At 57.8% G+C, this 26,133-nt stretch carries 17 protein-coding genes; 7 read left to right on the forward strand and 10 right to left on the reverse strand.

Annotated features, from left to right (window positions below):
- The first annotated feature begins 385 nt into the window (after nt 1-385).
- Complete coding sequence (locus tag BLW03_RS16945) at nt 386-4,174, forward strand: TonB-dependent receptor (protein ID WP_083350598.1); 3,789 nt, start codon at nt 386-388, stop codon at nt 4,172-4,174.
- An 81-nt stretch (nt 4,175-4,255) separates the two neighbouring features.
- Nucleotides 4,256-5,188, forward strand: coding sequence for a rhamnogalacturonan acetylesterase (locus BLW03_RS16950; RefSeq protein WP_083350599.1), 933 nt, complete (start codon nt 4,256-4,258; stop codon nt 5,186-5,188).
- Between the two features lie 13 nt (nt 5,189-5,201).
- Here the strand turns inward: BLW03_RS16950 and BLW03_RS16955 are convergent, their stop codons facing one another.
- Nucleotides 5,202-6,635 carry an oligogalacturonate lyase family protein gene (locus BLW03_RS16955; RefSeq protein WP_074655211.1) on the reverse strand — a complete coding sequence of 478 codons (1,434 nt, stop codon included), beginning with the start codon at nt 6,633-6,635 and terminating at the stop codon, nt 5,202-5,204.
- A 26-nt stretch (nt 6,636-6,661) separates the two neighbouring features.
- Nucleotides 6,662-7,954 (reverse strand): rhamnogalacturonan acetylesterase, encoded by a 1,293-nt coding sequence (locus BLW03_RS16960; RefSeq protein WP_074655212.1) that lies wholly within the window; start codon nt 7,952-7,954, stop codon nt 6,662-6,664.
- Between the two features lie 254 nt (nt 7,955-8,208).
- On the opposite strand from BLW03_RS16960, the gene BLW03_RS16965 reads away from it, so the two are divergent.
- Nucleotides 8,209-11,919, forward strand: a complete 3,711-nt coding sequence (locus BLW03_RS16965) for a TonB-dependent receptor (protein WP_074655213.1) — start codon at nt 8,209-8,211, stop codon at nt 11,917-11,919.
- A gap of 79 nt (nt 11,920-11,998) precedes the next feature.
- On the opposite strand, the gene BLW03_RS16970 is transcribed toward BLW03_RS16965, so the two are convergent.
- Both BLW03_RS16970 and BLW03_RS20700 read right to left on the reverse strand, forming a co-directional pair.
- Nucleotides 11,999-12,739 carry a methyltransferase, TIGR04325 family gene (locus tag BLW03_RS16970; protein ID WP_170835062.1) on the reverse strand — a complete coding sequence of 247 codons (741 nt, stop codon included), beginning with the start codon at nt 12,737-12,739 and terminating at the stop codon, nt 11,999-12,001.
- 140 nt (nt 12,740-12,879) lie between these two features.
- Nucleotides 12,880-13,539, reverse strand: coding sequence for a 4'-phosphopantetheinyl transferase family protein (locus BLW03_RS20700; protein WP_432279828.1), 660 nt, complete (start codon nt 13,537-13,539; stop codon nt 12,880-12,882).
- Between BLW03_RS20700 and BLW03_RS20705 the strand changes: the two genes are divergently transcribed.
- Nucleotides 13,531-13,674 (forward strand): hypothetical protein, encoded by a 144-nt coding sequence (locus BLW03_RS20705; RefSeq protein ID WP_170835064.1) that lies wholly within the window; start codon nt 13,531-13,533, stop codon nt 13,672-13,674. The genes BLW03_RS20700 and BLW03_RS20705 overlap by 9 nt on opposite strands.
- Before the next feature lie 19 nt (nt 13,675-13,693).
- Here the strand turns inward: BLW03_RS20705 and BLW03_RS20710 are convergent, their stop codons facing one another.
- A complete protein-coding gene (locus BLW03_RS20710) occupies nt 13,694-14,230 on the reverse strand; it encodes a hypothetical protein (RefSeq protein ID WP_074655216.1) in 537 nt (178 codons plus the stop codon).
- A gap of 318 nt (nt 14,231-14,548) precedes the next feature.
- Nucleotides 14,549-14,869 (reverse strand): helix-turn-helix domain-containing protein, encoded by a 321-nt coding sequence (locus tag BLW03_RS16985; RefSeq protein ID WP_212733225.1) that lies wholly within the window; start codon nt 14,867-14,869, stop codon nt 14,549-14,551.
- A 133-nt stretch (nt 14,870-15,002) separates the two neighbouring features.
- Between BLW03_RS16985 and BLW03_RS16990 the strand changes: the two genes are divergently transcribed.
- Nucleotides 15,003-16,115: a glycosyltransferase gene (locus BLW03_RS16990; RefSeq protein WP_074655217.1), complete on the forward strand. Its 1,113-nt coding sequence runs from the start codon at nt 15,003-15,005 to the stop codon at nt 16,113-16,115.
- Here BLW03_RS16990 and BLW03_RS16995 read toward each other — a convergent pair.
- Entirely contained in the window at nt 16,098-17,789 is a 1,692-nt protein-coding gene (locus tag BLW03_RS16995; protein ID WP_139285236.1) for an oligosaccharide flippase family protein, read from the reverse strand. The two genes, BLW03_RS16990 and BLW03_RS16995, sit on opposite strands and share 18 nt — an antisense overlap.
- 32 nt (nt 17,790-17,821) lie before the next feature.
- On the opposite strand from BLW03_RS16995, the gene BLW03_RS17000 reads away from it, so the two are divergent.
- Both BLW03_RS17000 and BLW03_RS17005 read left to right on the forward strand, forming a co-directional pair.
- On the forward strand, nt 17,822-19,138 hold the full coding sequence (locus BLW03_RS17000; RefSeq protein WP_074655219.1) for an O-antigen ligase family protein: 1,317 nt from the start codon (nt 17,822-17,824) through the stop codon (nt 19,136-19,138).
- 254 nt (nt 19,139-19,392) lie between these two features.
- Entirely contained in the window at nt 19,393-22,203 is a 2,811-nt protein-coding gene (locus tag BLW03_RS17005) for an IPT/TIG domain-containing protein (protein WP_074655220.1), read from the forward strand.
- Between the two features lie 36 nt (nt 22,204-22,239).
- Here BLW03_RS17005 and BLW03_RS17010 read toward each other — a convergent pair whose 3' ends face one another.
- From BLW03_RS17010 to BLW03_RS17020, 3 genes are read right to left on the reverse strand one after another with little or no spacing between them, the layout of a single operon-like run.
- Nucleotides 22,240-23,604, reverse strand: coding sequence for a phenylacetate--CoA ligase family protein (locus BLW03_RS17010; RefSeq protein ID WP_074655221.1), 1,365 nt, complete (start codon nt 23,602-23,604; stop codon nt 22,240-22,242).
- Nucleotides 23,601-25,022, reverse strand: a complete 1,422-nt coding sequence (locus BLW03_RS17015; RefSeq protein WP_074655222.1) for a phenylacetate--CoA ligase family protein — start codon at nt 25,020-25,022, stop codon at nt 23,601-23,603. Before BLW03_RS17015 ends, BLW03_RS17010 begins: the two co-directional genes overlap by 4 nt.
- Nucleotides 25,019-26,008, reverse strand: a complete 990-nt coding sequence (locus tag BLW03_RS17020; protein ID WP_170835065.1) for an XrtA system polysaccharide deacetylase — start codon at nt 26,006-26,008, stop codon at nt 25,019-25,021. Before BLW03_RS17020 ends, BLW03_RS17015 begins: the two co-directional genes overlap by 4 nt.
- Nucleotides 26,009-26,133 lie beyond the last annotated feature (125 nt).

Raw genomic sequence — 26,133 nt, forward strand, 5'->3', positions numbered from 1 at the left:
CGCAGACAAGGCTACGCCGTGATGGGCCCGTCCTTCGAAGCGTTGAAATGCAGAGCTTGAGGTCGCGCCGTCCAGGCGCTACTTCGTTGCGAATCTGATCTCTGAGGCGTCGCGCAAGACCACGCGGTTAGCGCCGTGGGGACTATTTCAAAAAAAGTTCGATGACAGTTTTGCAATCGCGAGCCTACAATCCTTCCGCACGACAAAATGACCAGATTCGCGTCGCCAGTAGCGCGAAAATTCGAAACGTTTTTGTAGTCCCTTCAGGAGTCCATTCTTGACATTCTCAGCAGTGATCGCACGCCCATCTTCCTTTTTCAGCAGGCGGCCCTCGCGCCTGCTGTTCGGAATCGTATTCGCTCTCGTGACACTTTTTACCTCCGGTATGAGACCCCTGATGGGCCAGTCAGGCGGCGGCAGCATCACGGGATTGGTCACGGACCAGTCCGGAGCCGTTGTGCCAAACGCAACGGTCACGGTGCTGAATACGGCGACCGGTGTCTCCACCGTGCGCACCAGTACTTCGGGCGGCAACTACTCCATCAGTCCTCTGCAGCCGGGCACCTATTCGGTCACGGTTTCCTACCAGGGCTTTAGCGGCTTCAAGCAGGAGAACGTGGTTGTGAACGCCCTCTCTGAAGTGGGCCTCAACATCACGCTTCAGCCCGGTAGCCAGACGGAGATCATCACCGTAAGCACTGCTCCGCCGATGATGGAAACCACTAATGCGACGCTGGGTGGAACCATTGAAAACAGCACGTATGCCGCGCTGCCATTGCTGATCTCTGGCGGCCAGCAGCGTGACATCACACAGTTCTCCAACCTGCTGCCGGGCGCGCAGGTGAATCCGGGCGGTCGCTCGTCGATCATCGGCGGTACCGGTCAGCGTGTGGGCGAGCTGTATGTGGATGGACTACCCCTGACCACGGCGAGCCAACAGGGTGACAATCGTCCTGTCTTCAACATCGTTCCACTGGAAGCGATCGACCAGATCAAGGTCGTTACCAGCGGCTACTCCGCGCAATACCAGGGCGCTGGTCTCGAGAACTACAACCTGAAGGCGGGTACGAATAAGTTCCACGGTTCGGCCTTTGCGTACATCCGCAACACGATCTTCGATGCCTGGTCTTTCTCGTCCAAGCCCGGTGGCCCCAACGTGGTGCCGAAGCTCGTCAACGGCAGCCTCACAACGGTGGCCGGACCGAAGCCCGCAGAGCACCAGATCGAATACGGCTATACCTTCGGCGGCCCCATTCGTATTCCGCACGTAATCGATGGCCGGGATAAGCTCTTTTTCTTTACGACGCTTGATCGCTTTCGCTCGCGGTTGGGCGCGAACTATGTCACCAGCACGATCCCGACGCTTGGAGAACGTCAAGGTGACTTCAGCCAGGTGGGCTTTCCGATCTACGATCCTACGACCCAGGCAGCCTGCACGGCCAAGAGCACTACGGGCGCGTGCCGCTACCAGTTCGGTTACGGTCCCGGCACGGGGAATGGACCTGCCGGTAATCCGACCCAAATCGGCGCGGTCAATGTTATCCCGACTTCCAGGATCTCGCCGATCACGCAGTACATGCAGAAGTTCCTGCCAACACCTCTTGACCTGACCAAGGTTACCAACAACTTCTCCAGCGGCGTACCCACTGGTTTCGACAACTTCCTGTATTCGGTCCGTGTCGACTACATCATCTCTCCCAAGCAAACACTCTCGGGTGCATATAACCAGGGCAGTCGGCATGCAGTGCCCTACACCGGGGCAGCTGCGCCTGGTGTCGCAGTAGTTCCGTACATCACAACGACACTCTCTACGGTCAAGGGAAACATCGCGGATCTACAGTACACCTACCAGATCACCCCAAACCTGGTGAATCAGGCGAAGTATGGCTTCATTTACTTCGGTGGCCCGCCGACGGGCAACATCACCGGCACCTTGAACCCCGGTCTCTATGGCCTCGCGGCGGCCGGTGTCACGGGGCTTCCGTCTGGCCAGGCTTCGGATAACTTTCCCAATACCTCGTTCAGCGGCACCAACGCTCCCACAGGCTGGGTCGGCAACACGCCAACTTCCACCAACCGGTCCTACACCTATGAATTCGTCGATAACCTGGCGCTTGTGAAGGGCCGTCATTCGATGAACTTCGGGGGACAGATCCAGTGGCTCCAGAACAATGCCGACACCGCAGACGGCGCGTCCACACCTGTTTCTCTGGGATGGAGCACGAACGAAACCGCGAACCTGACTGGTTCCACCTATGTCGCAAACTCCGGCTATTCCTACGCCAGCTTCCTTCTTGGCGCAGTGGGTTCCTCGTCAACCACGCAGCAGCCCTTCTCTATCGTAGGAGGCCGTTATCGTCCTGCCGCTCTGTACTTCCAGGACGACATCAAGGTCAACTCCAAGCTCACGATCAACGCAGGTTTGCGCTGGGACTATCTGCCTCCTTACCGTGAGACCGCTGATCGCTGGTCGTTCCTGAATCCGGACCTTACCAATTCGATTACAGGCAGCGCTGGTGCACTGCAGTTCGCGGGAAACCGAGGCGCCGGACTGAGCTGCAACTGCCGCACTCCGGTGAACACCTACTGGAAGGACTTTGAGCCGCGGGTTGGCTTTGCCTTCTCGCTCGATGACAAGACGATCATGCGTGGCGGCTACAGCCTCAGCTTCTCGCATGGTGGAGCGAATGGTGGTGCTGCAGGCGCCGGAACCGGCACGGGCCAGACGGGATTCAGCACTCCGATTTCCTACACGGACAGCACGGCGGGACCAGCGTTCTACCTGAACGCCGGTAACTCGAAGTACGGCGGCCCCAATGCCACACTTCCCGGCACTTCGCCAATCTCTGCTGCATCGCAGACGCTTGGTACGGGCTTCTACACGACGAGCACCGGTGCATCGGGCGGCAACGGCACGGGCATCAACTACGCCGATCCTTACATTGGTAGCCGCGCTCCCGAGTTCTCCTTCTACAACTTTGGCTTTCAGCGTGAGATCACGAAAAACATGACGATCTCATTTGACTACTCAGGCAGCCAGAGCCACTTTATCGCCGGCGCTTCCAACATCCGCGGACTCCAGTCCGGACAGCTCGATCCGAAGTATCTTGCTCTCGGAGCGAACCTGACGAAGCCTGCCACTGCGGCCAACATTGCAACAGCACAGGCGCAGACTGGTATCAGCCTGACCGTGCCTTACGCGGGATACATGGCTGCCGCGGCGGTCAACACCAACGCCACCATCGCCCACATGCTCACATGGAAGCCGCAGTACTCGGGTACCTCGGATTTCTGGGGTAACTACGTGGCGAATGGAAACTACAACTCATTTCAGGTTTCGCTGGCGCAGCGCGCAAGTGCCGGACTCACCTTCAACGTGAACTACACCTATTCACAGAACGTCGATAACGCCGGCACCCAACGGAGTGGTTATGCCATTCCTGCTTCCGTGATGGCGGGTGGGGTTGGTTACGCTGCCAACCGGGCCGATCGCTCGATCTCGATCAACGATCAACCGCAGAACCTGAGTATCTTCGGTGTCTACAACAGCCAGTACGGCAAAGGCAGCCTCGGCGGCAATAACTTCCTGCTCCGTTCATTGCTGAGCGGCTGGCAGACGTCGCTCATCTACCAGTACAGCTCAGGTCTGCCGCTGCCGATCGTGGGTACCTGCAACGCCACACAAAACGTCGGACAGGGAACCTGCATGCCCGACATCAATCCCAACTTCAAGGGCAGTGTCCGTGTGAACGGCAAGTGGGGGCTGGGAGCTACCGCTGCTAATCTTGGCACAATCAGCTACCTGACCGGCGGTCTTTCCTCTACGGTCTCCGGCACCGGTGTAGGCGGCGCGCAATGCGGCGTTTCCACTGGCCCGTTCTGCAACGCGGGCGACTACAAGATCGGCAACGCTCCGCGCTTCGCTTATAACCTGCGTGGCATGGACAACTACCGGTTGAACATGGCCCTGCGTCGCACCTTCCCGATCCGCGATAACGTGCAATTCATCTTCGGCATCGACGGATCGAACATCACAAACCACACCACCTTCGGAAACAATGCCGGTAACAACCAGATCGGCGTTAACCCCAACAATGCGGCGACATTCGGAACGTTGAACTTCGCGAGTGCTGATCCGAGAGACTTCCAGTTCTCGGGACGCATTCAGTTCTAAGTCGCTCCATGTTGAACGATGCCCACGCCGTTGTACACGGCGTGGGCTCTCTCGTTGGCCGCCCTATTTCCAGGAGAAGAGATGCACCGAGTCATTCGCTTCACGTTGTTGCTGGCTGCGATCCACGCTCCTTTCTCGCTGCATAGCGGAGCGCAGCAGCCTGCGGCGCCAGCCAAGACCACGCCTGCAGCCGTCGGCTCCACGGACCCATCGCTCAAAGACCAGCTTCATCTACCCGTGCCTCGCGATCCGAATTTGCCGACGCTTTGGCTTGTCGGTGACTCCACGGTTCGCAATGGTCATGGGGACGGTGCAGGCGGGCAGTGGGGGTGGGGTGAACCCATCGTTCAGTTCTTCGATACATCGAAGATCAACGTGGTGAACCGCGCCATCGGCGGACGGAGCAGCCGTACATACATCACGGAGGGTCATTGGAATGACACGCTGGCCATGATGAAGCCAGGTGACTTCATGCTGGTGCAGATGGGCCATAACGATGGAGGCGCGCTCGATGACACGTCCCGCGCACGCGGTACGCTACCCGGTGTCGGCAAGGATTCGAAGGAGATCGAGAACCCCATCCTTAAACGACATGAGACCGTACACACTTATGGGTGGTATCTGCGCCAGTATGTTGAACAGGCCAAGGCTAAGGGCGTGACCGTGGAGATGTGTACTCTCATCCCCCGCAAGATATGGAAGGACGGCAAGGTGGTACGTGACAGCGCGACGTATGCCGGCTGGGCACGGGCGGTTGCCGAACAGGAACAAATTGGCCTCATTGATCTGAATGAAATCGTCGCGAGAGAGTACGACGCGATGGGCGAGCAGGCAGTGGAGCCTCTCTTCGCGGACCCGCACACACACACCAGCGCAGCCGGTGCGTTGATCAATGCCAAAGCAGTCATTCTGGGGCTAAAGCTGCTACAACCAGATCCGCTGGAACCTTACTTCTCGGCGGCAGGGAAGCAGTTGCCAGTGATGCCGGCGCCACTTATGAATGCTGTCCAGTGAATCTTACGTCTAACTAACGGGTAGGAGCATTACAGGGACGATCCTTCGTGCAGTTCGTCGGAAGGGGATCGGGCCCGTAGGTTCGCCCCAGATCTGGGGTGGACAGAACATCCGTCGCCGAAGCTGGTGCCTTCTCGACCTCGACCGCGAAGACATAGCTGGGGCCAAACATGTTTGAAGTAAAGAGTACGAGCTTCGCATCCGGCGAGAATCGAACGTTCGGTTCGAGCCGGTAGTTATGGTGCTTCATGTTCACCAGGCGCTCTGCATGAAGCACGCCGGGGGTGATGAACTGGGGCTCGTCCAGCCCCCCATTGTTCCTGGTCCACTCCGGATGGAACAGTTCGATCCACTCGCCATTGCCGGCCCGTGCCACCTGGCCCGGATCGCCTCCATCTCCCGTGAACAGCGTGGCGCCCTTGTTTACATTGAAGTGGATGGACCATTCATCGCGTTGCATATGGTACGCAACACGTTTGTGTGTTGCCAGGTTGTAACCCGCCAGGAAGAAGTCTTCTCCCTTCGGCAATTGCCAGTCGTACCAGATGGTTTCACCATCGATCCCCCAGAACTCATGTCCTGCGATCTCCATCAACATGGTGCGCTTGTGAATCAACTCGTTGTGCGTTCCATCGGCACGGATGGTCCAGATACGGTCGACCTTCTGCCACGGACCTTCGTGGCAGTACATCAGCAGGGAAGGATCGATCGGCGAGAACAGCATGTGACCGATCCAGTCAGTCGAATGAAGCAGTTCATGAACCTTGCCGCTGGCCAGATCTACCGTGAAGAGCACGACAGGAATACGAGACGCCAGTCTGCGCTCCATCATGGCTCCCTTATCTTCCGGCTGAAAGAGGGGTTGCGGCTCGCCCGTCTTTGCCGGTGCTGTGGAGTTGCGACCGTACTCTTTTTGCGTGTCCGTGGGATGCTCGTCGTAGACACCCGCGCCCAGGGTCTCGTCCGCATTGATCGTGGCGATCGATGCGCGCTCTGGCAGCGTCGCCAACGTGGTGACCGCTCCTGAGATCATGTCCGCTTTATAGACCACGGAGCGTCCACTAGCCGGGTCTGTGCGCGTGAAGAAGATGCTGTCCGTCTTGTGGCCGACGACTACCGCGTGATTTGTGTAGCGGCCGCGGAGTGCCGGATCTTTCGCCGCATCGGATGGTAGCGCGGGATTCGGAGCAAGCAGTCGCGTCTTGCGTGTCTCCAGTTCCAGTGTGTGGATGCCGTCCGGCGCGGTATAGATCATGAAGCGGTCGTCAGGTGAATAGCCGTTCACGTTGAAGTAGAACGCGGAAGATCCCGGTTCATCCGTCAATCGCCAAATACGATGTCCCGTATCGCGGTCCACCCATGTCCTGGGGGGAGCGCTCGTCTGCGCTGTGGCGCTTAGGGAGCAGACTGCTGCGACGACGAAGGAATGAATGAGCTTGAACGGCATACCGCGTTTCCCCTTTGCGCTGCTTGTTATCGCTCGTACGGCTTCTCGAGATCGAAAAATGGAGTGACGGGAAGGGCGACAGCCCCAGGCTCGTCGGGATGAGCGGGATCGAAGCGAATGTTGGGTTCGCGGAGCAACTTCACCAATGGCAGCTGGGCCTGCTGCATCCCGAGCACAACGCAACGTGCCAGTTCGTATGCTCCATAGCTGTTGAAGTGTGTGTCGTCGTGAAGCGCTTCCGCCTGATTCGGATAAGTGTTCGCATCCGCATAGACAAACATGCTCCTGGACTTTGCTTCGCCGACAGCCTCGTAGAGGGTCTTGCTCAGGGTGTTGAGATCGATGAGCCCAACGTTTTCAGAACTCGCCACATCACGCACCACCTGGGGATACGGCGCCAGCGTGTCGGTTATGTGGCCCACTGCATCGTAGGTGCGACGATTCATGCTGGTGACCAGCACGGGTGTTGCGCCCTTCTCACGTGCCATCGCAATGTACTTCCGCAGAAGTGCTGCATAATCCTGTGTTGAGACATTCCCGGAACCCGGCTTCTGATCGTTATGACCGAACTGCATCAGTAAGAAATCACCTGCGTGAATGGTCGAAAAGATCTTGTCGAAGCGCCGTTCGCCCACGAAGCTGCGGATGGTTTCCCCGGACTCTGCATTATTAGCGATCGATACGCCGGGGCCGAAGAAGGAGGGCAGCATCTGCCCCCACGCAGCCCATGGTTCATTGTCCTGGTCCACCACTGTCGAGTCGCCAGCGAGATAGACCGTGGGCAGCGACTTGTTTGCCGGAGCGATGGAGATCTTGCGCACCGAGGGATGATCTCCCGCAAACTCGAGCGTCAGCTTGCCGTCCCAGTTGAGAGAGTGCAACTCACGTGGTTTTCGTTTAACCTCTTGCCCGCCTGGCGTGATGGCGGGGCGTCGCACGTTGACCGTAAAGCTCTCAATACGTTCGCCCCCCGCGGCGGTTGAGACCTTTCGAAGCATAAGACGCCGGGCCTCCGCACGCACCGTGGTGATGGCGGCAGCAGGTCCTCCAAGAGTTACTGAGACTGTGTAGCTTCCTTCCGGCATTGACGCCGAAAAGAAAAAGTCACGTTCGGCGGTACACGCATTCTTCACAAGCGATGGAGAAGGCGCAAGATCGAAACCCGCTGAGGCGCCACTGTAGGTGTCTTGCGGCGCAAGCTGGATCTCATCCATCGACTTCTTGTGCTGACTGCAGGTATAAGTCTGTGCAGAAGCGACAGATGTCCCTATAAGGCTCAGGACCAGGCAAGTTTGCAGCACGAATTTTAGGCGGCCCATAGACGCACCCAGTCTAATGCCATTCGCAAGCCACCGCTGCGGCGGTGATTTGACATTTTGAACCTGGCGTAATTATCTATTCACTGTTCCTTTCACGTTTATCTGCCCCCGCCGTAAAACAGCGTCTTTCTGCTGCTCAAAACGGTATCCGGCGTCTGCCATTTCCCCCACGATTGGCAGCCCCGCCCCCATACCCAGATTTCCCGCGATCGCCCTTGCGCGTGCGGTGGACAAGATTTCAGGAGACTTGAAGTATGTCGTCGTTCCCGTACAAGCGGCACATCGCAACCGTCGCAATACTTGGCAGTACCCTGGCTGGCGCGGCCCATGCACAGGAGACGACCGGCTCTATCAGCGGCACCATTACCGATCCCTCCGGTGCCTCCATCAAGGGCGCGACCGTCGTCCTTACCAACACAGATCGCGGCCAGGACGTCCGAACGCTGACGACCAACAGCGCGGGCTACTTCACGGCAACTTCGCTGCCGCTGGGTGTGTACACCGTGAAGATCACGGCACCCGGCTTCAGTACCGCGAACGTCACCAGCCTCACGCTTCACGTGAATGACGCGCTGACGGTGAACCAGCAACTCAAGACCGGCAGCGCTGCGGAAGAGGTCAGCGTCCAGGCGAACTCCGTACAGTTGAACCTTGAGGATGCGACCTCGGCGGGGCTGATCAGCGGTGAGCAGGCGCGCGAACTTGTCCTGAACAATCGCAACTATGAGCAGCTCATCCAGCTGCAGCCCGGTGTCGCCTACGGCGGCGCAAACGACCAACTCTACGTCGGTTCAACCGTCCCTTCCGGCGCCTCCAACCAGGTGGCCTTTGCTGTCAACGGCGGCCGTTCCACCTCGAACAACTGGACCATTGACGGTGCCGACAACGTCGATCGTGGCTCGGGCTTGACCCTGCTAGTGTACCCCTCGGTCGACGCCATCGCGGAGTTCAAGACGCTGCGTGGCACATACACGGCTCAGTTCGGTCGCGGCGCGAGCGGTCAGATCAATGTCGTGACCAAGTCCGGCACGAACAACTGGCATGGTTCGGCCTACGAGTTCTTCCGCAATGACGCGCTGAATGCCAACGGCTACTTCAACAACCTGAACGGCATCAAGCGCTCGGCATCCCCTCTTCGTTACAACGATTTTGGTGCGACCTTCGGCGGTCCCGTCAGGATCCCCGGCCTCTACAACGGCCGTGACAAGACCTTCTTCTTCTTCTCGTACGAAGGCCGCCGCGTCATTCAGTATTCGATCGGAGCTTCGCTGGTCCCGACAGCGGACGAGCGCAAGGGCGACTTCACCAATGCCTACTACCAGAGGACGAACGGATCGTGGACGACGGGTCCGGTCAACGTCTGTACGGCATACAACGCAAGCGGTACATGTACGGCGTCGGGCAACAGGATCACGAACATCTCGCCCACCGCAGCGGCCTATCTCAAGGATCTGTACTCCCTGGTGCCCTTGCCGACGTCCGCCTTGGATCTCGCGAACGGCGTTGATCCGCACACGCTCTACTCGTCCGCACGTAACAAGTTTGGCGATGACCAGTACATCGTCCGCATCGACCATTCATTCGGATCGCGGATCAACCTCTTCTATCGCTATATCCACGACACCCTGCCCGTTGAATCGGGCACGGGGTCGTTTACGACCGTTCCCATCCCCGGCATTGCGAACACCACCACGTCACAGCCAGGCACGACGCACATGGGACATGGCACCTTCGTCATGAACCCCACCACGCTCTTCGATGCTGGTTACGCCTACTCGTCCGGCGCCATCCTCACTGACCCGGTCGGTTCGCTGACTACAGCGAACTCGCCCGACGTGCGACCGACCCTGCCTTACGCTAACCAGCTTGGTGTCATCCCGACCCTCAGCTTCAACGGATCCCTCACCGCGCTCGGCAGCTCCGGCATCTACCGCGAACACAACATCAACCACAACGTCTTTGGCAGTGTGACCAAGACGCTGGGCCGGACAACGCTCATCGCCGGCGCAACCTACAACCGCTACCAGAAGACAGAGAACGCCACCGGCGGCAACCAGGGCGGATTCAACTTCAGCGGGAATCCAACCATCACCGGGAACACTGCCATCACCCAGACCAGCGTCAACGGTTCGCAGGCCTTCGCGAACCTGCTGCTTGGCTTTGCAAACGGTGGCACTTCGAACGGCTTCTCGCAGTCCTCGCTTGCCATCACACCTGACATTCGCGAGAACGTCTTCGAGGCCTATCTGCAGGACAACTGGAAGGTAACGCCTCGCCTCACACTGAACCTCGGCGTCCGCTACAGCTACTACGGCCAACCCATCGACGCGAACGGTCGCCTCAGCAACTTCGACCCGACGGCTTACAACCCGGCCAAGGCGCCAACCATCAGCAGCACCGGCCTGATTTGCACCGCCGCACCCTGCGCGAACACCGACGGCCTCAACTCCGGCACACCGAACAGCAGTGCGGATATCTATCAGTCCACGAACTACATCAACGGCATGGTCTTCGGCGGCAACGCGGTCGCGGGCCACGCATCGCGCTTCGGCAGCAATGTAGGACCATCGGACAACACCAACTTCGCCCCCCGCTTCGGCTTTGCCCTGGATGTCTTCGGCAATGGCAAGACGGCATTGCGCGGAGGGTACGGATGGTCATTCGATGAATCGGCCGTCAGTTACTTCGAGACGTCCGTCTTCAACAATCCGCCCGCGGTCAGCACCTTCAACGCAGCGACAGCAAACATCGACAATCCTGCAGGCAGCACGGCAGCGGCTGCAGGTCTTCCCACCACGCCCGGCCGCATTGTCGGTTCCCCGGTCGATGGCTACAAGACACCGTACGTCCAGCAGTTCTCGCTCGACGTGCAGCAGCAGATCGCGCCCAGCCTGATGCTCGACATCGGCTACGTCGGCACGCAGGGGACGCACCTGCTTGGCATGGTCGACATCAACGAAGCGCGTCCCGGCGCCTTTGTGAATCGCGTCAACCCGCTCCGCAGCAACCCCGGCTCCGCGACTGTGGCAAGCGCATGCGCTTACCCCGGCACGGCAACAACTGGACAACCTTTGAGCGGCACGCCGGCCTTCATGAACTCCACCTGCGATCGCGCAATCAACCAGATCCGTCCGTACCTTGGCTATTTCGCCATCGACGCAGTTCGGTCCATCTTCAGCTCGAATTATCAGTCGCTGCAGGTCAAGGTCACCAAGACCTGGGGCAAGAGTCTGCTCGACGCGAACTATACCTGGTCGAAGAACCTGACCAACGCGCAGAACGACTACACCACGCCACCGCAGAATACCTACAACATCAACGCGGACTATGGCCTCGCAGCCATCGACCGGCGCAACATCCTGACGGTCGACAGCATTGTGTACCTGCCCTGGTTTCAATCACAGCAAGGTCTCGTTGGCCACGTACTCGGCGGGTGGGAGCTGAGCGGTGTTTTCGCCATGAACTCCGGCCTGCCGCTGACTGCCAGCGAGAGCACGGGTTCGCAGGTCTACTACGGCTACACCAACCCAGTAAACGGCAAGGCTGCCGGCAACTACGTGAACGATTCGGCGGGACTCGGGATCAACGGCAACACCAATGCCGGCTTCCGCCCGGACCAAATCGCCAACCCCAATCAGGGCCAGGGCGGTCGCACCATTCACAACCGTAATGAATGGTTCTTCCGCGGAGCCTTCGACACACCGTTGCCCAGCGAAATGCGCCCGGGCAACAGCAAGCGTGGCAACATCATTGGGCCCGGGTTCAATCGTCTTGACGTCGGAATCTTCCGAAACTTCAAGATTTACGAAAGCCTCTTCTTCCAGCTCCGCGGAGAAGCCTTCAACGTTGCGAACCACACCAACTGGCAGACCGTGAACACCACGGCGACGTCAACATTATTCGGACAAGTTACGGGAACCCGCGACCCACGCATTCTCCAGGTGGCAGGCAAGATCACTTTCTAACAAAGCCGAAATCACCAACTAAGCGGCGTCCGTTTCGGCGGACGCCGTTTCATTTGCGCAGCATCTGATCACGCTGTGGCTACGTCGGGATCTTGTCATCCGCGACGGAGCGCAGGCGGAAGAACATTCCCGTGTAATGCTCGGCGGAAGACACTGGGTGAAGCGGAAAGCGAAGATTCAACTCTTCCACTGGCCAGTCGTCAAGTAGTTGATAGTTGAGTCCTTCAAGCTGCCGGATCAGAGATGGCCTGCAGAGTAACTGCGCGGGAGCGTAGTAGCTTGGTGTCCGTTGCACGGCAGCCACAGCATGGTCGTCGACCATGGGGGACCGATTGATCAGAACGTACTTCGGGAGATGTTGAGGATTCTCAAACAACCAGGAAGGAAGCGCCTCAAAGTAATGCAGTGATCCGGAGAATACCGCCAGATCGAAGCTTGTGGCAGGGTTTGGATCCTCAGCGAAATGCAGTCTTGTCTCCTTACGTTGCAGCGCGATCTGCCTGCCGGCGGCTGCAACTTGCGGCAACTCGATGACTGTCCACCGCAGCGAAGGACTCAGGTCAAGATAAGCGGCGTAACAATAAAAGAGGTTGCCGGCATTGCCACCTATATCAATCACCGTGCGCAGTCCCGGCGCAATCTTCTGCAGGTGATAGAGAGCGGGATAGTCGCTTGCTCGGGCCTTATCCGCAAAGAGCATGTGTCTGCGAACAGCCTCGGGATGTTCATGGCTCAGACTGTCATGACGATTGACCCAGGCAGTCGCTGCGGCAAGGGAAGGGAATGGGCGGCGGTAGCCCACGAACACAGCCGTAAGCATTCGCGACTGGCCAATGAAGGACAGCAATCGGGAGAGCCATCTGAATCGCTGTGCTGCTAGAAACAGGGAAGAACACAGTTCGATTTGTCCGCGTCTGAGTCGGCGAAACGGGTGCGGGTACAGCATCCTCGACACCCTCCTTAATGAACTATCTGCTTGTGGAGGGTCATTGCGGAGTTGACATGGAGAACGTCGACGGAGGTAGGAACTTGGGAAGTGGCCAGGCTCGCGACGAAGCCCTTCCTGACTGGAATGTCCATGAGGTACCAGCTCCTGGACAGGATGCCTGAGTTGTCACGCTGCACGTGCTGCGGCTGCTGGTTTCGATCGAAGGAGACCTCGATGGCGCGCAGATCGCGAGTCAGGCCGAAACCTTCTGCCTTTGCAATGGCCTCCTTCTGCGTCCACGCCCGATAAAGCGCCTCAGGCGCCTGCAAGTGTGAGAGCAGATGGTAAGCGGTAAGTTCCTTTGTACTCAGGAACACCTCCGCAATATCCGGCACGGGCCACCGCAACTCCTCGAAGTCAAGTCCGAGTTCCAAACCATCACTAATGGCAAGACATGCTTGCGCGCCGCTATGCGTCAGGTTGAAGCGCAGTCGCGTTGTTGGATGATCGATGCCGGGCTTGCCCAATAGGCCTTCGGTGAACTTCAAGTGCCGCGGCTCCCCCTGGAGATAGTGTGCGAGCAGATGTCTTGTCATTCCGTGGGAGATTGCGTAGCGTGTCCGATCCCTACGAAATTGAAACGAAGTCATGCGGGTCAGCTCCTTATCTGACAGCAAGCCCACATGCTGCATCAGTACATCTTCGGTCGCATCAAGTCGCCATCGCCACACATGCACGGCACCATGCAGCAGGGCCGGTGGCCATCGACATTCCAGCGTATGATCGGTCACCCGCGTTACGGCTCGGTCTCCAATCAGACGCGTTGAACCGAAATCTTTGCGTGCGTTAGCGTACGTCTCTGTCATTGCTTCCCCTGGATGATGCTTTGAATTCGATCAGTGACATGCGTAGATCCTTGGTTGCTGGCGGAGCCAGAGAGACGTCGGTGCCCATGTCATCACGGGACAAGACAGGGGCCGGGTCGACTAGCGTGGCTGGACTGTGCGCCGCCTGCTCGGCTTCACTGATCTGGATGACCGGACCGGGCTGTTGCCTTACGAGGGAAGAGAGTTGAATCTGGAGAGCCGGAGGTGGCTCAGTCGGGATCCTCCCGGGGTGCGCTTCTCCCCGGATGACCACGGGGATGGGATGGTAGCGCAGAGCGCCGGAGGATGATTTGTTGGAGTGAATGATGATCTTTGTTGGAGGGCTACCCGCATGTTCAGAGGGCACCGGAACCGATCCCATAATGCCCTTAGGCCCGCGGTTGATCGATTGATCCGGCTTGGTATCCGTGATGCAGCTTTGCGTGCCAGCCAGGGCCTTCGAGGCTTGATCGGCGCCAGGCGCTTGAAGTGGATCGAAGAGGGTGGTTTCTGGCAATGGTGAAGCACATGGTGCCATGACCGAGTTTTGTACTGGTGGACCGTCCACTTGAGTCGCGGGCCTGACCCGGTCTTGAAGCGGGTCGTATGCCTGCGGATACGCTCTGATCGCTGGATGCGATGACAGGACCAATAGAAGCGGTCCTGTCTTCCAGAAGCGCAAGCAGATACCGAAGACAGATCGAAAGGCCGGACACTCCTTACGAGAATAAGTCGGTCGGCAGGAAACGGGATGCGCTATACGGTCGAGCATAAGCACCTCCAGAAAACGTCGTAGGATGTTGAGGTCTCCCACGCGCACCAGAGGTCAATGCAACTAAATATCGCGCAGCAGATCTGAAAGCGATATTTGCAAACCGAGGGCCACAATCTCAAGGGTGGTAAGAGACATCGCCTTTCGACCACGCTCTACATCGCTGATGAAGGTCCGGTCTATGCCGAACACTTTTGCCATGCGTGCTTGAGAAAGATTGCGCTCCGTGCGAAGTTCCCGCAGACGCTTACCAAACCTCACCGACACCGGGTAGTGCATGATCCGGTCTGGAACGGCAGGCGGGATTGCGACTATCTTGCGCGGGAATGCCGCTGGATTGGCATACAAACTCTGAACGTTTGGCTGAATGTAAGTCGTCGACATAAGTAGGACTCCTTAAATGGTGCGGCCTTATTGTTCCCTCATTTGTCACCGCATCGTAAGTGACTGCCGTCACATCTGTTTGGCCTACACATTGCAGTAGCACGCAACATGCCTAAGCAAATGTGGAGGAATCGTGAGCCATCGGATTGTGCTCCATCTTATAGCCAGTAACTTCATTGGTGGACCAGAAAAACAGATTCTTTATCACGCGGAAACTATGCAAAGTTCTGCATACGATATTGTCGTCGCCTCCTTCCGCGACAGCAGCGACGAACCGGAGATCGTAACCTATGCCGCGAGGATTGGCTTGCGTGCGTTTTGCCTATCCGGAGACGTTATCCCGGCAACAGCGCAATTGATTGCATATCTTCGCAGGCACAAAAACGTTCTAGTATGCACTCACGGCTTTAAAGCCAATGTGCTTGGCTTTTTCGCAACAAGCATTGCCGGCAGTCTGCACGTTGCCTTTGTCCGCGGATGGACAGCGGAAACCTGGCGAGTAGCAGTCTACGAATGGCTGGAACGGCTGACCCTGGCCCATGCGCAGCGAGTCGTGTGCGTGTCCCGATTGCAGCAGCAACAGCTAACTGCACGGCGGACGTTACTTGGGTATGAGGCGCCTCGTCATATCCCGAACGCAATGCTTCCGCCGCGATGCGACTCTGACGGAAGTGCACCCCTACATGTCATCAAGTCCAACGCATTTATTTTCGGAGCAGTGGGCCGACTGAGCAAAGAAAAGGGACATTCCTGTCTTCTCCACGGTTTTGCTGACCTACTGCGGCGACTGCCGATGGGGAGTAATATTCGGTTGCTGGTCCTGGGTGATGGGCGAGAGCGACAGATGCTTGAAGAGATGGCCGGGGATCTGGGTATCGACGAACTGGTAACATTCGCGGGATTTCAATCCGACTGTCGCGCCTGGATGAAGTCGTTGGATTGCCTCGTCCAGCCGTCGCTGACTGAAGGGACACCAAATTCTGTCCTTGAGGCATTAACGCTACACATACCAGTGATCGCTACGTCCGTTGGTGGCGTGCCCGACCTTGTGCGGCACGAGCACAATGGGCTACTTATAAAGCCTTCGTCACCGAAGATTTTGAGTGATGCTATGTATCGGGTGTATTGTGATCCGTCGTTGCGAGCGCGACTCGCAGCGGGATGCGAGGAAATTGAAACGGAGTACGGTTCGGAGATGCAGCGCGCGAGGTTGATCCAACTCTACGACTCAAGCTTTTGTAGTTAGTGATCGGGTGGGTCGAAGTCGGTGCAGAATCCGGAATGCTGTGGGTGACGTGGTGATACCGATGCAGTGAAACTCGGAAATCCATATCGGGGCCGCGAAGAGTACCGCGCTGATTGCCGAAACGGTTGCAATGGTTAAATAATCGGGCCGCACAAATCGATAGGCAAGAGCAGCAGGCAGGACGAGGCAGAAGGCGCTCCGACCAAGTGCAGCGAGGCTGGAATCGGCGTAAAGAGCGGGCGAGATATTCAAGCACCTGCGTACAGCCAAAAGCATGCCAACGCCTCGGACGGCCAGTGCAGGAATCAATGTGCCAAGAGCGACGCCGATCATTCCAAGCCTGCGGACCAGGATGATGCTCAGCACGACGTTCGCAAGCGCCTCCGCTACATTGATGCGCGCGAAGACCTTTACGTTCTTAGTGGCGTAGAGCGCCGATGTTGCCGTGATCTGGGTTAGTTCGATGAAGATTGCGCCGGCGAGCATCAGCAGGACGGGATACGCGTCGAGAAAACGCGCCCCCATCCACCTTTGAATGAAGGAAGGTCCGACGGACACGATTAAAAAACCGATGAAGGTGGCGCAGACAATGCTGGCTCGGGTCCCGAGCAAAGTATTCCGGCGCAGCCCTTCATGGTCCCCGGCACCGAACTGTCGCGCGAGAAGCGGGCTTAGGACACCAACCACCGCTGTGACGCCGTCGAGGTAATACATGGCAAGTGTGCTCGCGACATTATAGTGTGCAACCGCCTCAAGGCCAAGAGCGAAGGATACAACAAGCGCATCACTCTGTAGCCGCAAGCGGTCTGCGACCTGCCCGAGGAGCACGGGGCCCGCGAAGTGAAACAGAGATTTAGCTGTCGAAGCGTGCCAGGCGCTCTTCAGGCGAACCGTCATGAATGGATAGCGCAAGCGAACCGCCATCAATACCGCGATAAATCCCGGGATAGCGGCAAGCAGCTGGGCAAATGCCAAGCCAACCACGTGATAACCCGAACGTAGACAGAAAACCATGGCGATGACGCGAAGCACTGCGGCGCCAATGTTGATCGCATTGGTAAGGTCGAAGTGCGAGCCGGCATTAAGCACGCCATAGGGTGCTCTCATCGGAAAGCCTATCGCGACGTGGAATCCGGTCAAGAGTATGAGGGGAACAACGGCAGCATCGGCGCTTGGCCACGCCAGATGAATGACGAAAGCACAACCGGCGGCCACCGACATGATGAGTACGGCGATCCAGCAGTAGAGAGCCAAGCCGGTCGAATAAATACGATTGGCACTGATGTGGTCTCGCGCGCCAAGTGCGTGCGACATCTGCGTAAATAGCGAGCCCGATAGTCCCAGGTCCAGGATGCTGTAATAGCCCACGACGGTGCTGGTCAGTGCCCACAGGCCGAAGTACCGATCGCCCAGGCTATGCAGGATGTACGGCGTCATGAGAAGGCCGATGACGGTGTTCACTGCGAGAAAGGCGACACGGCTTCCCGAGCCAAGCAATAACTTGCGTAGCGTCCCTTCCGAGGCTTGCGGGACCGCTGCAGCGTGCGCCGTTGTGACGGGAGGCTCTAAGGTTGGCGCGTCATTTGCATATAAAGACATTCGGTCAACTCGTTTCGGAGGGTAACTCCTTCTCCGAAGAGCAACTGACCGACCAAAGGCGAAGCTGCACTGCAAGAGCGCCGCCTGCTGGCACCGGAGGAATCCTTATGTGGGTCGTTCTACTCTTCCTAACGCTGGGCATCATGGTGGCTGCCCTCCGAGATCCACGATGGGGCATGGTTGGCTTTTTGCTGATCTTCGTCGTTCAACCGGGAGAGCTCTATCCCGCGTTGGGAGTCTTTCATCTGGAACGACTGATGGGAGCCGTGATCCTGATCTCCATGGTGGTCCACCATCTGCCGTTGCGTTTTCCGGTTCCCACAAAGTGTTACCTGGGATTCTTTCTGGCCATGCTCGTAGCAGTTCCCTTTGCGTTCTGGCCCAGCAACTCACTGCAGATGTGCATCAACTATTTCGAAGTAGTGTTCTTCCATCTGGTGATGGTGGCCACACTCACTTCAGAAGCGCTCGTGACACGGTTCGTGACAGCGTACGTAGCGGCCACCGGATGGCTTGCGGGAACGTCGTTGTTTCTGTACATGACGGGGGTTCGCGAGTTTCACATGAACGTGGAGCGCGCCACTGGGCTGACCAGCTCTGGTGGCGATGCAAATACACTCGGCATCTCTCTGGTGCTGGGGCTGCCGTTCTGCGCTCTTCTCATGAGAGCCGGAAATCCAAGGAATATGCGACTGCTAGGACTCGTCGTTTTTCTTCTGAGTGCGACGACGATTCTCATCACCGGGTCACGAACTTCCGCTATGACCATGGCTTTCGTATGGCTTTTGCTTGCGCTCACTACCCGCCACCGGGTTGCGGTGGTGGTTGCCTTGGCGATTTCGCTGCCGATCATCTGGATTGCACTCCCGCAGCAATATAAGGACAGATACGCCACAGTGCAGGACCTTTCCGGTGATGAGTCTTTTCAGAACCGCGTCTACTCCTGGAAGGGCGGCGTGAGGATGTTTGAGGACAACCCGCTTACAGGAGTGGGATCAGCGAACTACGCCATTGCCAATGGGACGAAGTTCTGGCCGGGACCAGGTCGTCGTCATTGGCTGGACGCGCATTCGCTGTATTTCAAGCTGCTTGGGGAACTGGGGGCGATTGGCGTATTGAGCTTCAGTGTGTTCATTGTGTCCCTGGTCATCTCGACCGTCCGGGCGCGACGACGGTGTATGTCCAGCACCCTGCCTGCCGTGCAATTTTTACCGGTCACGACGCTGATCGTGCTTACGGCTCTTTTCATCACCGGTTATTCCGCCCATAACCTCTACCGCGTGACATGGGGAATCCTTGGCGCTCTCGCATCTTCGATGATCACGCTTCCATCAGCTGCCGCTAGCGTGGAACCGACGCGGCAGATCCAGAAGAAGAAACCTCTCTGGTCGTATCCCGTAGAAACGGCTTCCCCGGTGGCCTGAGGCAGCTTTGAGCCAAATATTCGCAAGATAAATACGCAAGGCTGCAGAAGTTTGCACAAATCACCTGTACTTCGCGGGCTGGGACGGATATTTGTGAGTCATCCCCCGTGTAGGCGGTCGCTACTTCTAGCGCTCCGCTTGCGGCTGTGCGTATGGCTCGCACGGCAAACCTAACTATTTTTCATCGGCCGCTTCGCACCCACGCTCAACACGTTCAAGCGCGATTGTGCCGACCTGCGTCAAGGAGTCCTTGCATGACCATTTGGCTTGAGCCAACTTCCCCCCCGCCTACCCGGCCACGGAAATTAGAAACCACGAGGAACCCCGCCCTCATAGCTGTTCTCGGACTTTGCGTCTATCTTGCTGGTTGCGGCCAGCGAGCAACAACAGTCCAGGGCATCGGCAGCGTAACTCCGGCTGCCGCGCCGCTCGACGGAGGCAGCTCCGTTACCATCGAAGGAAGTGGTTTCCAGCCTGACTCCAAGATCTCTTTTGGCGGTGCTGCAGCAACTACGACCTTTGTCGACCAGGGAAAGATATCGGCCGTCGTGCCGCCGGGACAAGATGAAGGTGTGGTTGACGTGGTTGTGCAAAGCGCCGCCACGGGAAGCGCTCAGGCTCTATCGCGGTCGTTCACGTTCACCGGAAGCCGAGCCCAGGAGACACTGCAAAGTCTGAACCCTTCCAACCTGACGGTGGGACAGTCCAACACCGTCATGGTGTACGGAACGAACCTCAGCCGCTCCGGCACCACGATCCGCGTCAACGGCGACGCAGTTCCTACGACGTTGATCGACAGAACCCATCTCTCGTTCACAGCACCGAAGCTGGGCGCCGGAACCTATTCCGTGACCGCTTATGCGACGGACAACGGAGTCAGTGGTGCATTGTCGCTTGTGTACGCTGCGCCTCCCGCCTCAGAGAAGATCACTTCCATCGCGCCTACAAGTGCGACCGCCGGCACGACCTTCACGCTTGACGTTACCGGGACGGGCTTTCCAACGGACGGCAAGCTGCTGATCGGTGGCATCGCGGCAACGACCACAATCGTGAGCTCGACCGAAGCGAAGGCCTCGGTGGGTCCGCTGACGGCCGGCTCCTACTCCGTGGTACTGCAGAGTGCATCGACCGGGTCCACGCAATACGCTGGATCGCTACTGGTCACCGGGTCTTCGACTGCCGAGAGCATCACTGCTGTTTCGACCACGACCATTCCGCTCAACCGCACGGTGACGGTAACAGTTACCGGAGCAGGGTTCCCCAATGGCGCCGTTGTTACCCTGAACGGGCAACTGGTCGGCACAACTGCGGTGCAGGACTCCAGCCATCTGCTCGCGACAATGATTGCAAGCAGCCCTGGTCCGTACACCCTTGCTGTTCGCAATCCAGACGGCACATCCGTGACCTACGGGGCACCCTTTGTCGTCGAAAGTGCGCTAAGCATTTCATCGACGGCACTGAGCAGCGTACAGTCAGGCGTGGCATTTTCGATTCCATTGACGGCGACGGGTGGATTGGCACCGTACGCATGGTCGTCCTCAGCTCTGCCTCAAGGCATCGCCCTATCTGCAGGCGGCGTGCTATCAGGCACCGTTTCGGTTAGTGCGGCGTCCGTCCTGAGTGTGCCGCTCACGGTAACGGATTCGCTGCAATCTTCTGCACAGGCGACAGCCCGTATGCCCGTGACGGTGGTTGCCGTAACTGCGCCGGTGAGCCCGATTACGACAACATCAGCCTCCGGCACGTCGCTGACTGCATGCGGCGCACTATCGTCGGCGAACACCACTTACGTGCTCCAGAATGATGTTCAGTCGGCAGGCACGTGCTTCGGCATCACCGCGGATAATGTGACGTTGAACCTGAACGGACACGTCATCAAGTACGCCAACAGCGATTCTTCACGCGCCAACTATGGCGTTCTTGTGGCGGACTGCTGGGACACGCAGCTCTCGGGTATCCCTTCCAATCTCTGCGGTGGATCGCATAAGAATCCCACGATCCTGAACGGCACGATTACGCAGGGTAGCGCAGCGGCTCCACAGTCCCACGCGATCCGCCTGGGGCAGGCCACGACGCAGGCCTCCCAGACGATGCATGATCTCACCATCAACATCGCGGCGCAGGATACATCCGCGATCTACGATCAGTACCCTCCCGGCAACACCAGCATCTACAACATCGTTATCAATGACGCCGTAACAGCGGTCTCGAATCGCGACCAGCTACTCGGATATCCAATTCGTCTCGACTACGGTGGCAGCACCGTGGGCACCAACGCCCAGGATGTGGTTCACGATGTCACTTGCAATGGATCGCCCCAGGGATGCATCGTCTCCGGTGGTGCGTTGCTGGCGTACAACAACAAAGGCAAGCTTGGCCCAAGTCAGTATGTTGGCGGTTACGGGATCTTCCTTGGGGGCAATAATTCGGAGGCGTATGGAAACTCCTTCACGGGGGCGACCCGCGGCTTCGAAATTGAAGGCTCCAATGTGAAGTTGCATGACAACACGCTGGCGATCCAGGACTCGGCAACGGTGCATGACCCCGGTCACAATCCTGATGGTTGCGAAATCGACGGAACCTATGGCATTCGCGTGAAAGCCTATGCCCCGGGCATTGTTCCGACGAACGTGAGCATCACGAACAACAACATCACGGTAACTGCGGGCCCTTGCCAGGCACAGGGACTGCGATTCACGGACCTCACTGGCAGCGAATCCATCACGGTGGCGAACAACACGTTCTCCGTCGTTCAGGCTGGCAGCACCACAATGAACTCGGGTGTCTCGCTGGATAACACCGATGGAAAGAGCATCGTGTTTAACGGCAATACGTTCAACAATGCCCCGTCCTTGTTCGTGTTCTATGGCGGTTATGACGGTGCGACAAACCTCAATCTGAACGGCACATTCACTGGCTCAAGCACAATCTACGCGCGCTGCGGTGGGGCGGCCTGCACCAACCTGAATGTAACCGGATTGCCGAGTACACCCGTCCTGCAGTGCGAGTCGGACCATCTGGCAGTGACGGTAACTGCAAATGGAAAGGCGTTGTCCTGCCCGTAGTCCGTAGTTCTTGTCCTTGAACCGAAACAGCAGTCCTTACGGGAAGGCTGCGCTCACCTCAGAGATGGTGAAGCGCAGCTTTCCCGATTTTTCGCGGAGGATCTTTGGCACCCGAACATACTCCCAGTTCATGCCGCTTGGGAAGAGGCCGTTGACGCATTCTGTGATGTTCTGTAATTCCGTTCGGATATGTTCTGGAGCACCTTCCGCTGCGTAGCGAATCTGTGTCAGATCGAAGCGCTTCTGGATGAACTGCAATCCGTTGATCAGGCGCAGTGGTTTCCTGATGCGAAGGAGTTGCGTGGTGAAGCAGACTCCCGGGACCGTAGTTCCGTCGCCTAGGACAAAGTTGTCAATGGCTCGACCGACGATCCTGCGTACTGCGGGATACCACGATCCGCATGGGCATGGATCGTCAGCAAGCAGAACGCAGTCTTCCGTGTCATACCGGATCATTGGAAAAGATTGGTTCAGCAGGTCTGTGATGTAGAGCCGGTAGAGCATGCCTTCTGAAGAGTCGGTCTCTGGTACAAACTCGACATGACAGGCGGACGGATGGAAATGAAGACGGCCATGGGAGCATTCCACTGCCACCATGCCAATGTCACGACTGCCATAAAACTCGCGGACCGGTGCTCGGAAGACGCGCTGAATTAGCTCGCGGTCCTGCGGCGTCAATGGCTCCGCGGTGACCAACACACGTCGCGGTGCTTTGAACTTCAACTTCTGCCGCTCCACATACTCCGCGAATCTGGCGATGCAACTGGAGTAGCCGTAGACGATTTGAGGTGAGGACGCCTGGAGGAGCTTACCGAAGCGTCGAAACACCTGATCATTTAACATACCGACCGGCGCGCTGTACTGATGCATCAGCCTTTGCTGGTACAGCTTCCACTTCCAGCTTGGGTTCAATTCCAGGTCGCGATCCGCACCCCAGATCATCAACACCGAGTCGCCGGGGGCGTAACCGACTTGGCTCTCCAGATGGATCTGCATCGCAACCTTTTGTCGAAGGTCTTCAACCGTTCTCCAGATGCGTGCGGGCGCACCCGTTGTCCCACCGGTGCTTGCCGCCCGAAGTTGCTCGTTGGATACGGAACGGCAGAGGATCGCATCTCCCGCGACACGGAGATCCGTTTTGGTCAATGGTTCGAGCGGAATCGTGGAGTTGATGTCCCATGCGCTCGGGTTGACCCCGGATGCATCCATCCGGAATCGATAGAACGGACTGCTCTGATGGGCATGATGCAGCAGCCGTGAGACGCGTGCAAGATTTTCAGATCGCTGCTCCGCCTCTGGAAGCTGTTCAAAGTCGCGGAAAGACTTGAGCGATGCCGTCAGGTTGGCATATCGCTCCGGCTCCGCAAACGGTAAAACCCAGCGCGTATGGAACCAGCTCATGCAGAGAACCCCGAGTTGAAAGGATGAGCCGAGGTCTGTTTTACGAATCGGTACTTTCCCGAGGCTTCCCGTGGAATGTGATCGACGACTTTCACCGCAAGACGGATCGACGTGGGGAAGTAGGGAACCAATCGTCTTCGGATCTCATTCACCGTGCCATCGCTGAAGCCTGTGCCCGTCACGACGTTGAGGGTCACGTCGCTGTCGGAGGTTTGGACGTATTGCAGTTGTCGCACTTCACGCATGTCGGAGTGGACAAGGGTGAGCGAGGGACCAGAGACTCGCTTGCCGCACGGGAAGCTGAGGAAGTCTGTCATGCGGCCTTCAATGCGGCGTAGGCGCGGGAAGGATCGGCCGCATGCACAGGCGGAATCAGTAGCCCAGGATCCCAGATCTCCTATCTCATAACGAATGAGTGGCATGCTCAGGTTGTAGAGGTCCGTGATGAGAATGCGACCACAGCCTTCCGGATCTTCCCGTCGACGATCGATCTCGACGATCAAGGCGTCAGCATTGACGTGCAGACCACTGTGCTCCCTACACTCGCTGGCGATGACGGAAACTTCGCGACAGCCATAGCGATTGAAGACCTTCCCTCCGAACGTCGCCTCGATCTTCTCGCGCTGCGTATCCACCAGCATCTCTGCGGTGGTGATGATGGATTCGAAGTGGATGTCTTGAATGGAGTTCGCTGCGCAGAACTCTGCGAACATGTATGCCGATTGCGCGTAGGCAACCAGGTGGCGTGGGCGGTACTTTCGGACGAGCTCAATGAAAGCGTGCAGGCCAGCTTCGTCAGTCTGCGCAGTATTCAACATGATCTGACGATGCAGGGCACGTTGCTTCCATGACACCGAGAGAACCTGCTGAGCCGGAACGTCCATCACCGCCCCCCACAGCAGCGCACAGTAGTCCCCTGGACGCACACCAGCCCATGCGTTATGGCGGTCCGTGCTGGCTCGGCGTAGATCGTACCGAGCCTTGTCGACCCAGAACTGAATCGGAGATCCCGTTGATCCACCGGTGCGATTTAAAGAGCGCATCTCTGGCTCAATGTTGTCTGCCAACAGGTGCTCGGAGGAGACCTGAAGATCACGTTTCTGCAGAACCGGGAGCTTACGCAGGTCGTCAGTTGTGCGTATATCCATGGGGGAAAGACCCAAAGCATCAAACGTGGACCGGTAGTACGGAACATGTCTTGCAGCATGCCCAATCATTCGTTGCAGCAGGCCTTGCTGCAGGTCCTGAAGCAAGGCCGGAGACAGATGTTCATGCTGCTCGAATCGAGCTCGAGCGCGTCGGTAATGCGGATGATCGCGCATCGTCCAGAGTGGGTAGACGACGTTGCGGATGATGCCTGACTCGGTCCAGTTGATGGCATCGCGGACCTGCGCGCGTGCGCTGCTGAGGAGTGTCATAGGGTCGCCACTTCGTATTGTTCGACGTCAAGCTTGATGAGCGACCCTTGGGAACGCCAGGGCTGCCACCTTGGAATCGCGTTTCGATAGACATCGCTGATCGATGCGAAGCGGTACGCGGTGAGCAGATCTTCCAGCTTGGAGCTCATGCGGTCTGTCAGGCCACGCTGGCGGATGCTTGAAAGAAGTCCCAACGACATCCGTGGCTGATTCGGGTCAATCTCCCACGGGTGCAGGTAGATCACAGCAGGCTCACCCTCGCGATCATTCAGGCTCCTGATTCCTGCTTGTGCATAAGATTGCGGCAGGAGTCGCAGGTAAGCGCCACCTCCGATGGGCAGGTTGATGCCCCCAACGCGCCGTGTAGCTATCGGGATTTCGAGCAGATGTCCACCCGCGACGTAGTACGGGAAGCGGGGGGAATCAGGATTCGCATAGGTTGGGTGATAGATCGGATTCATGCTGGAGTCATAGGCAAAACCCAGCTCTGCGAGAATCTCGTATGCCCAGTCGGCAGATTGGTTGATGGAGAAGCACGGTGCACGGTACCCGATGACGTGCGTTCCGGCTGACTGCTGGATTGCCTGCAGCGCGGCATAGGTATCCGCACGGAATTCGTCAGGTGTGAGGCGGTAGACCAGCTGATGTAGATCGCTATGGCAGCCGATCTCATGACCGCGCGCGTGAATTTCGCGGATGAGTCCGGGATGCTTACGTGCAACCCATCCGAGTACGAAGAACGTGGACTTTGCTTCATGATGATCGAGCAAGTCCAGCAGGAGATTTGTGTTGTACTCCACCCGCGAGGGAAGGTACTCCCAGTCTTCACGTTGGATGCAGCTGGCTGCGACTTCCGTGTGGAAGTAGTCTTCCAGGTCTACGCTGAGCGCATTACTGATCACTGAGGAAGACTCGTCGTCAACGCTACGAACCGCGTGCGGCAGAGGTCGAGGTGCAGCGTTCTCCGTCACGCTTACCTGGGACACGGCAGGGACGTCTCCATCCACAAAGCGTCTTCCGAAGAAGCAGAGAAGTAATCCGGTCGCCAAAAAAGTCCACGCGGCGTGAAGGCGGGCTTCATACGCGATCGTACCGAAGAGCAATGGAACGA

Origin of the sequence: Terriglobus roseus (assembly GCF_900105625.1) — a bacterium.
In the GTDB taxonomy this organism is placed as follows: Bacteria; Acidobacteriota; Terriglobia; order Terriglobales; family Acidobacteriaceae; genus Terriglobus; species Terriglobus roseus_B.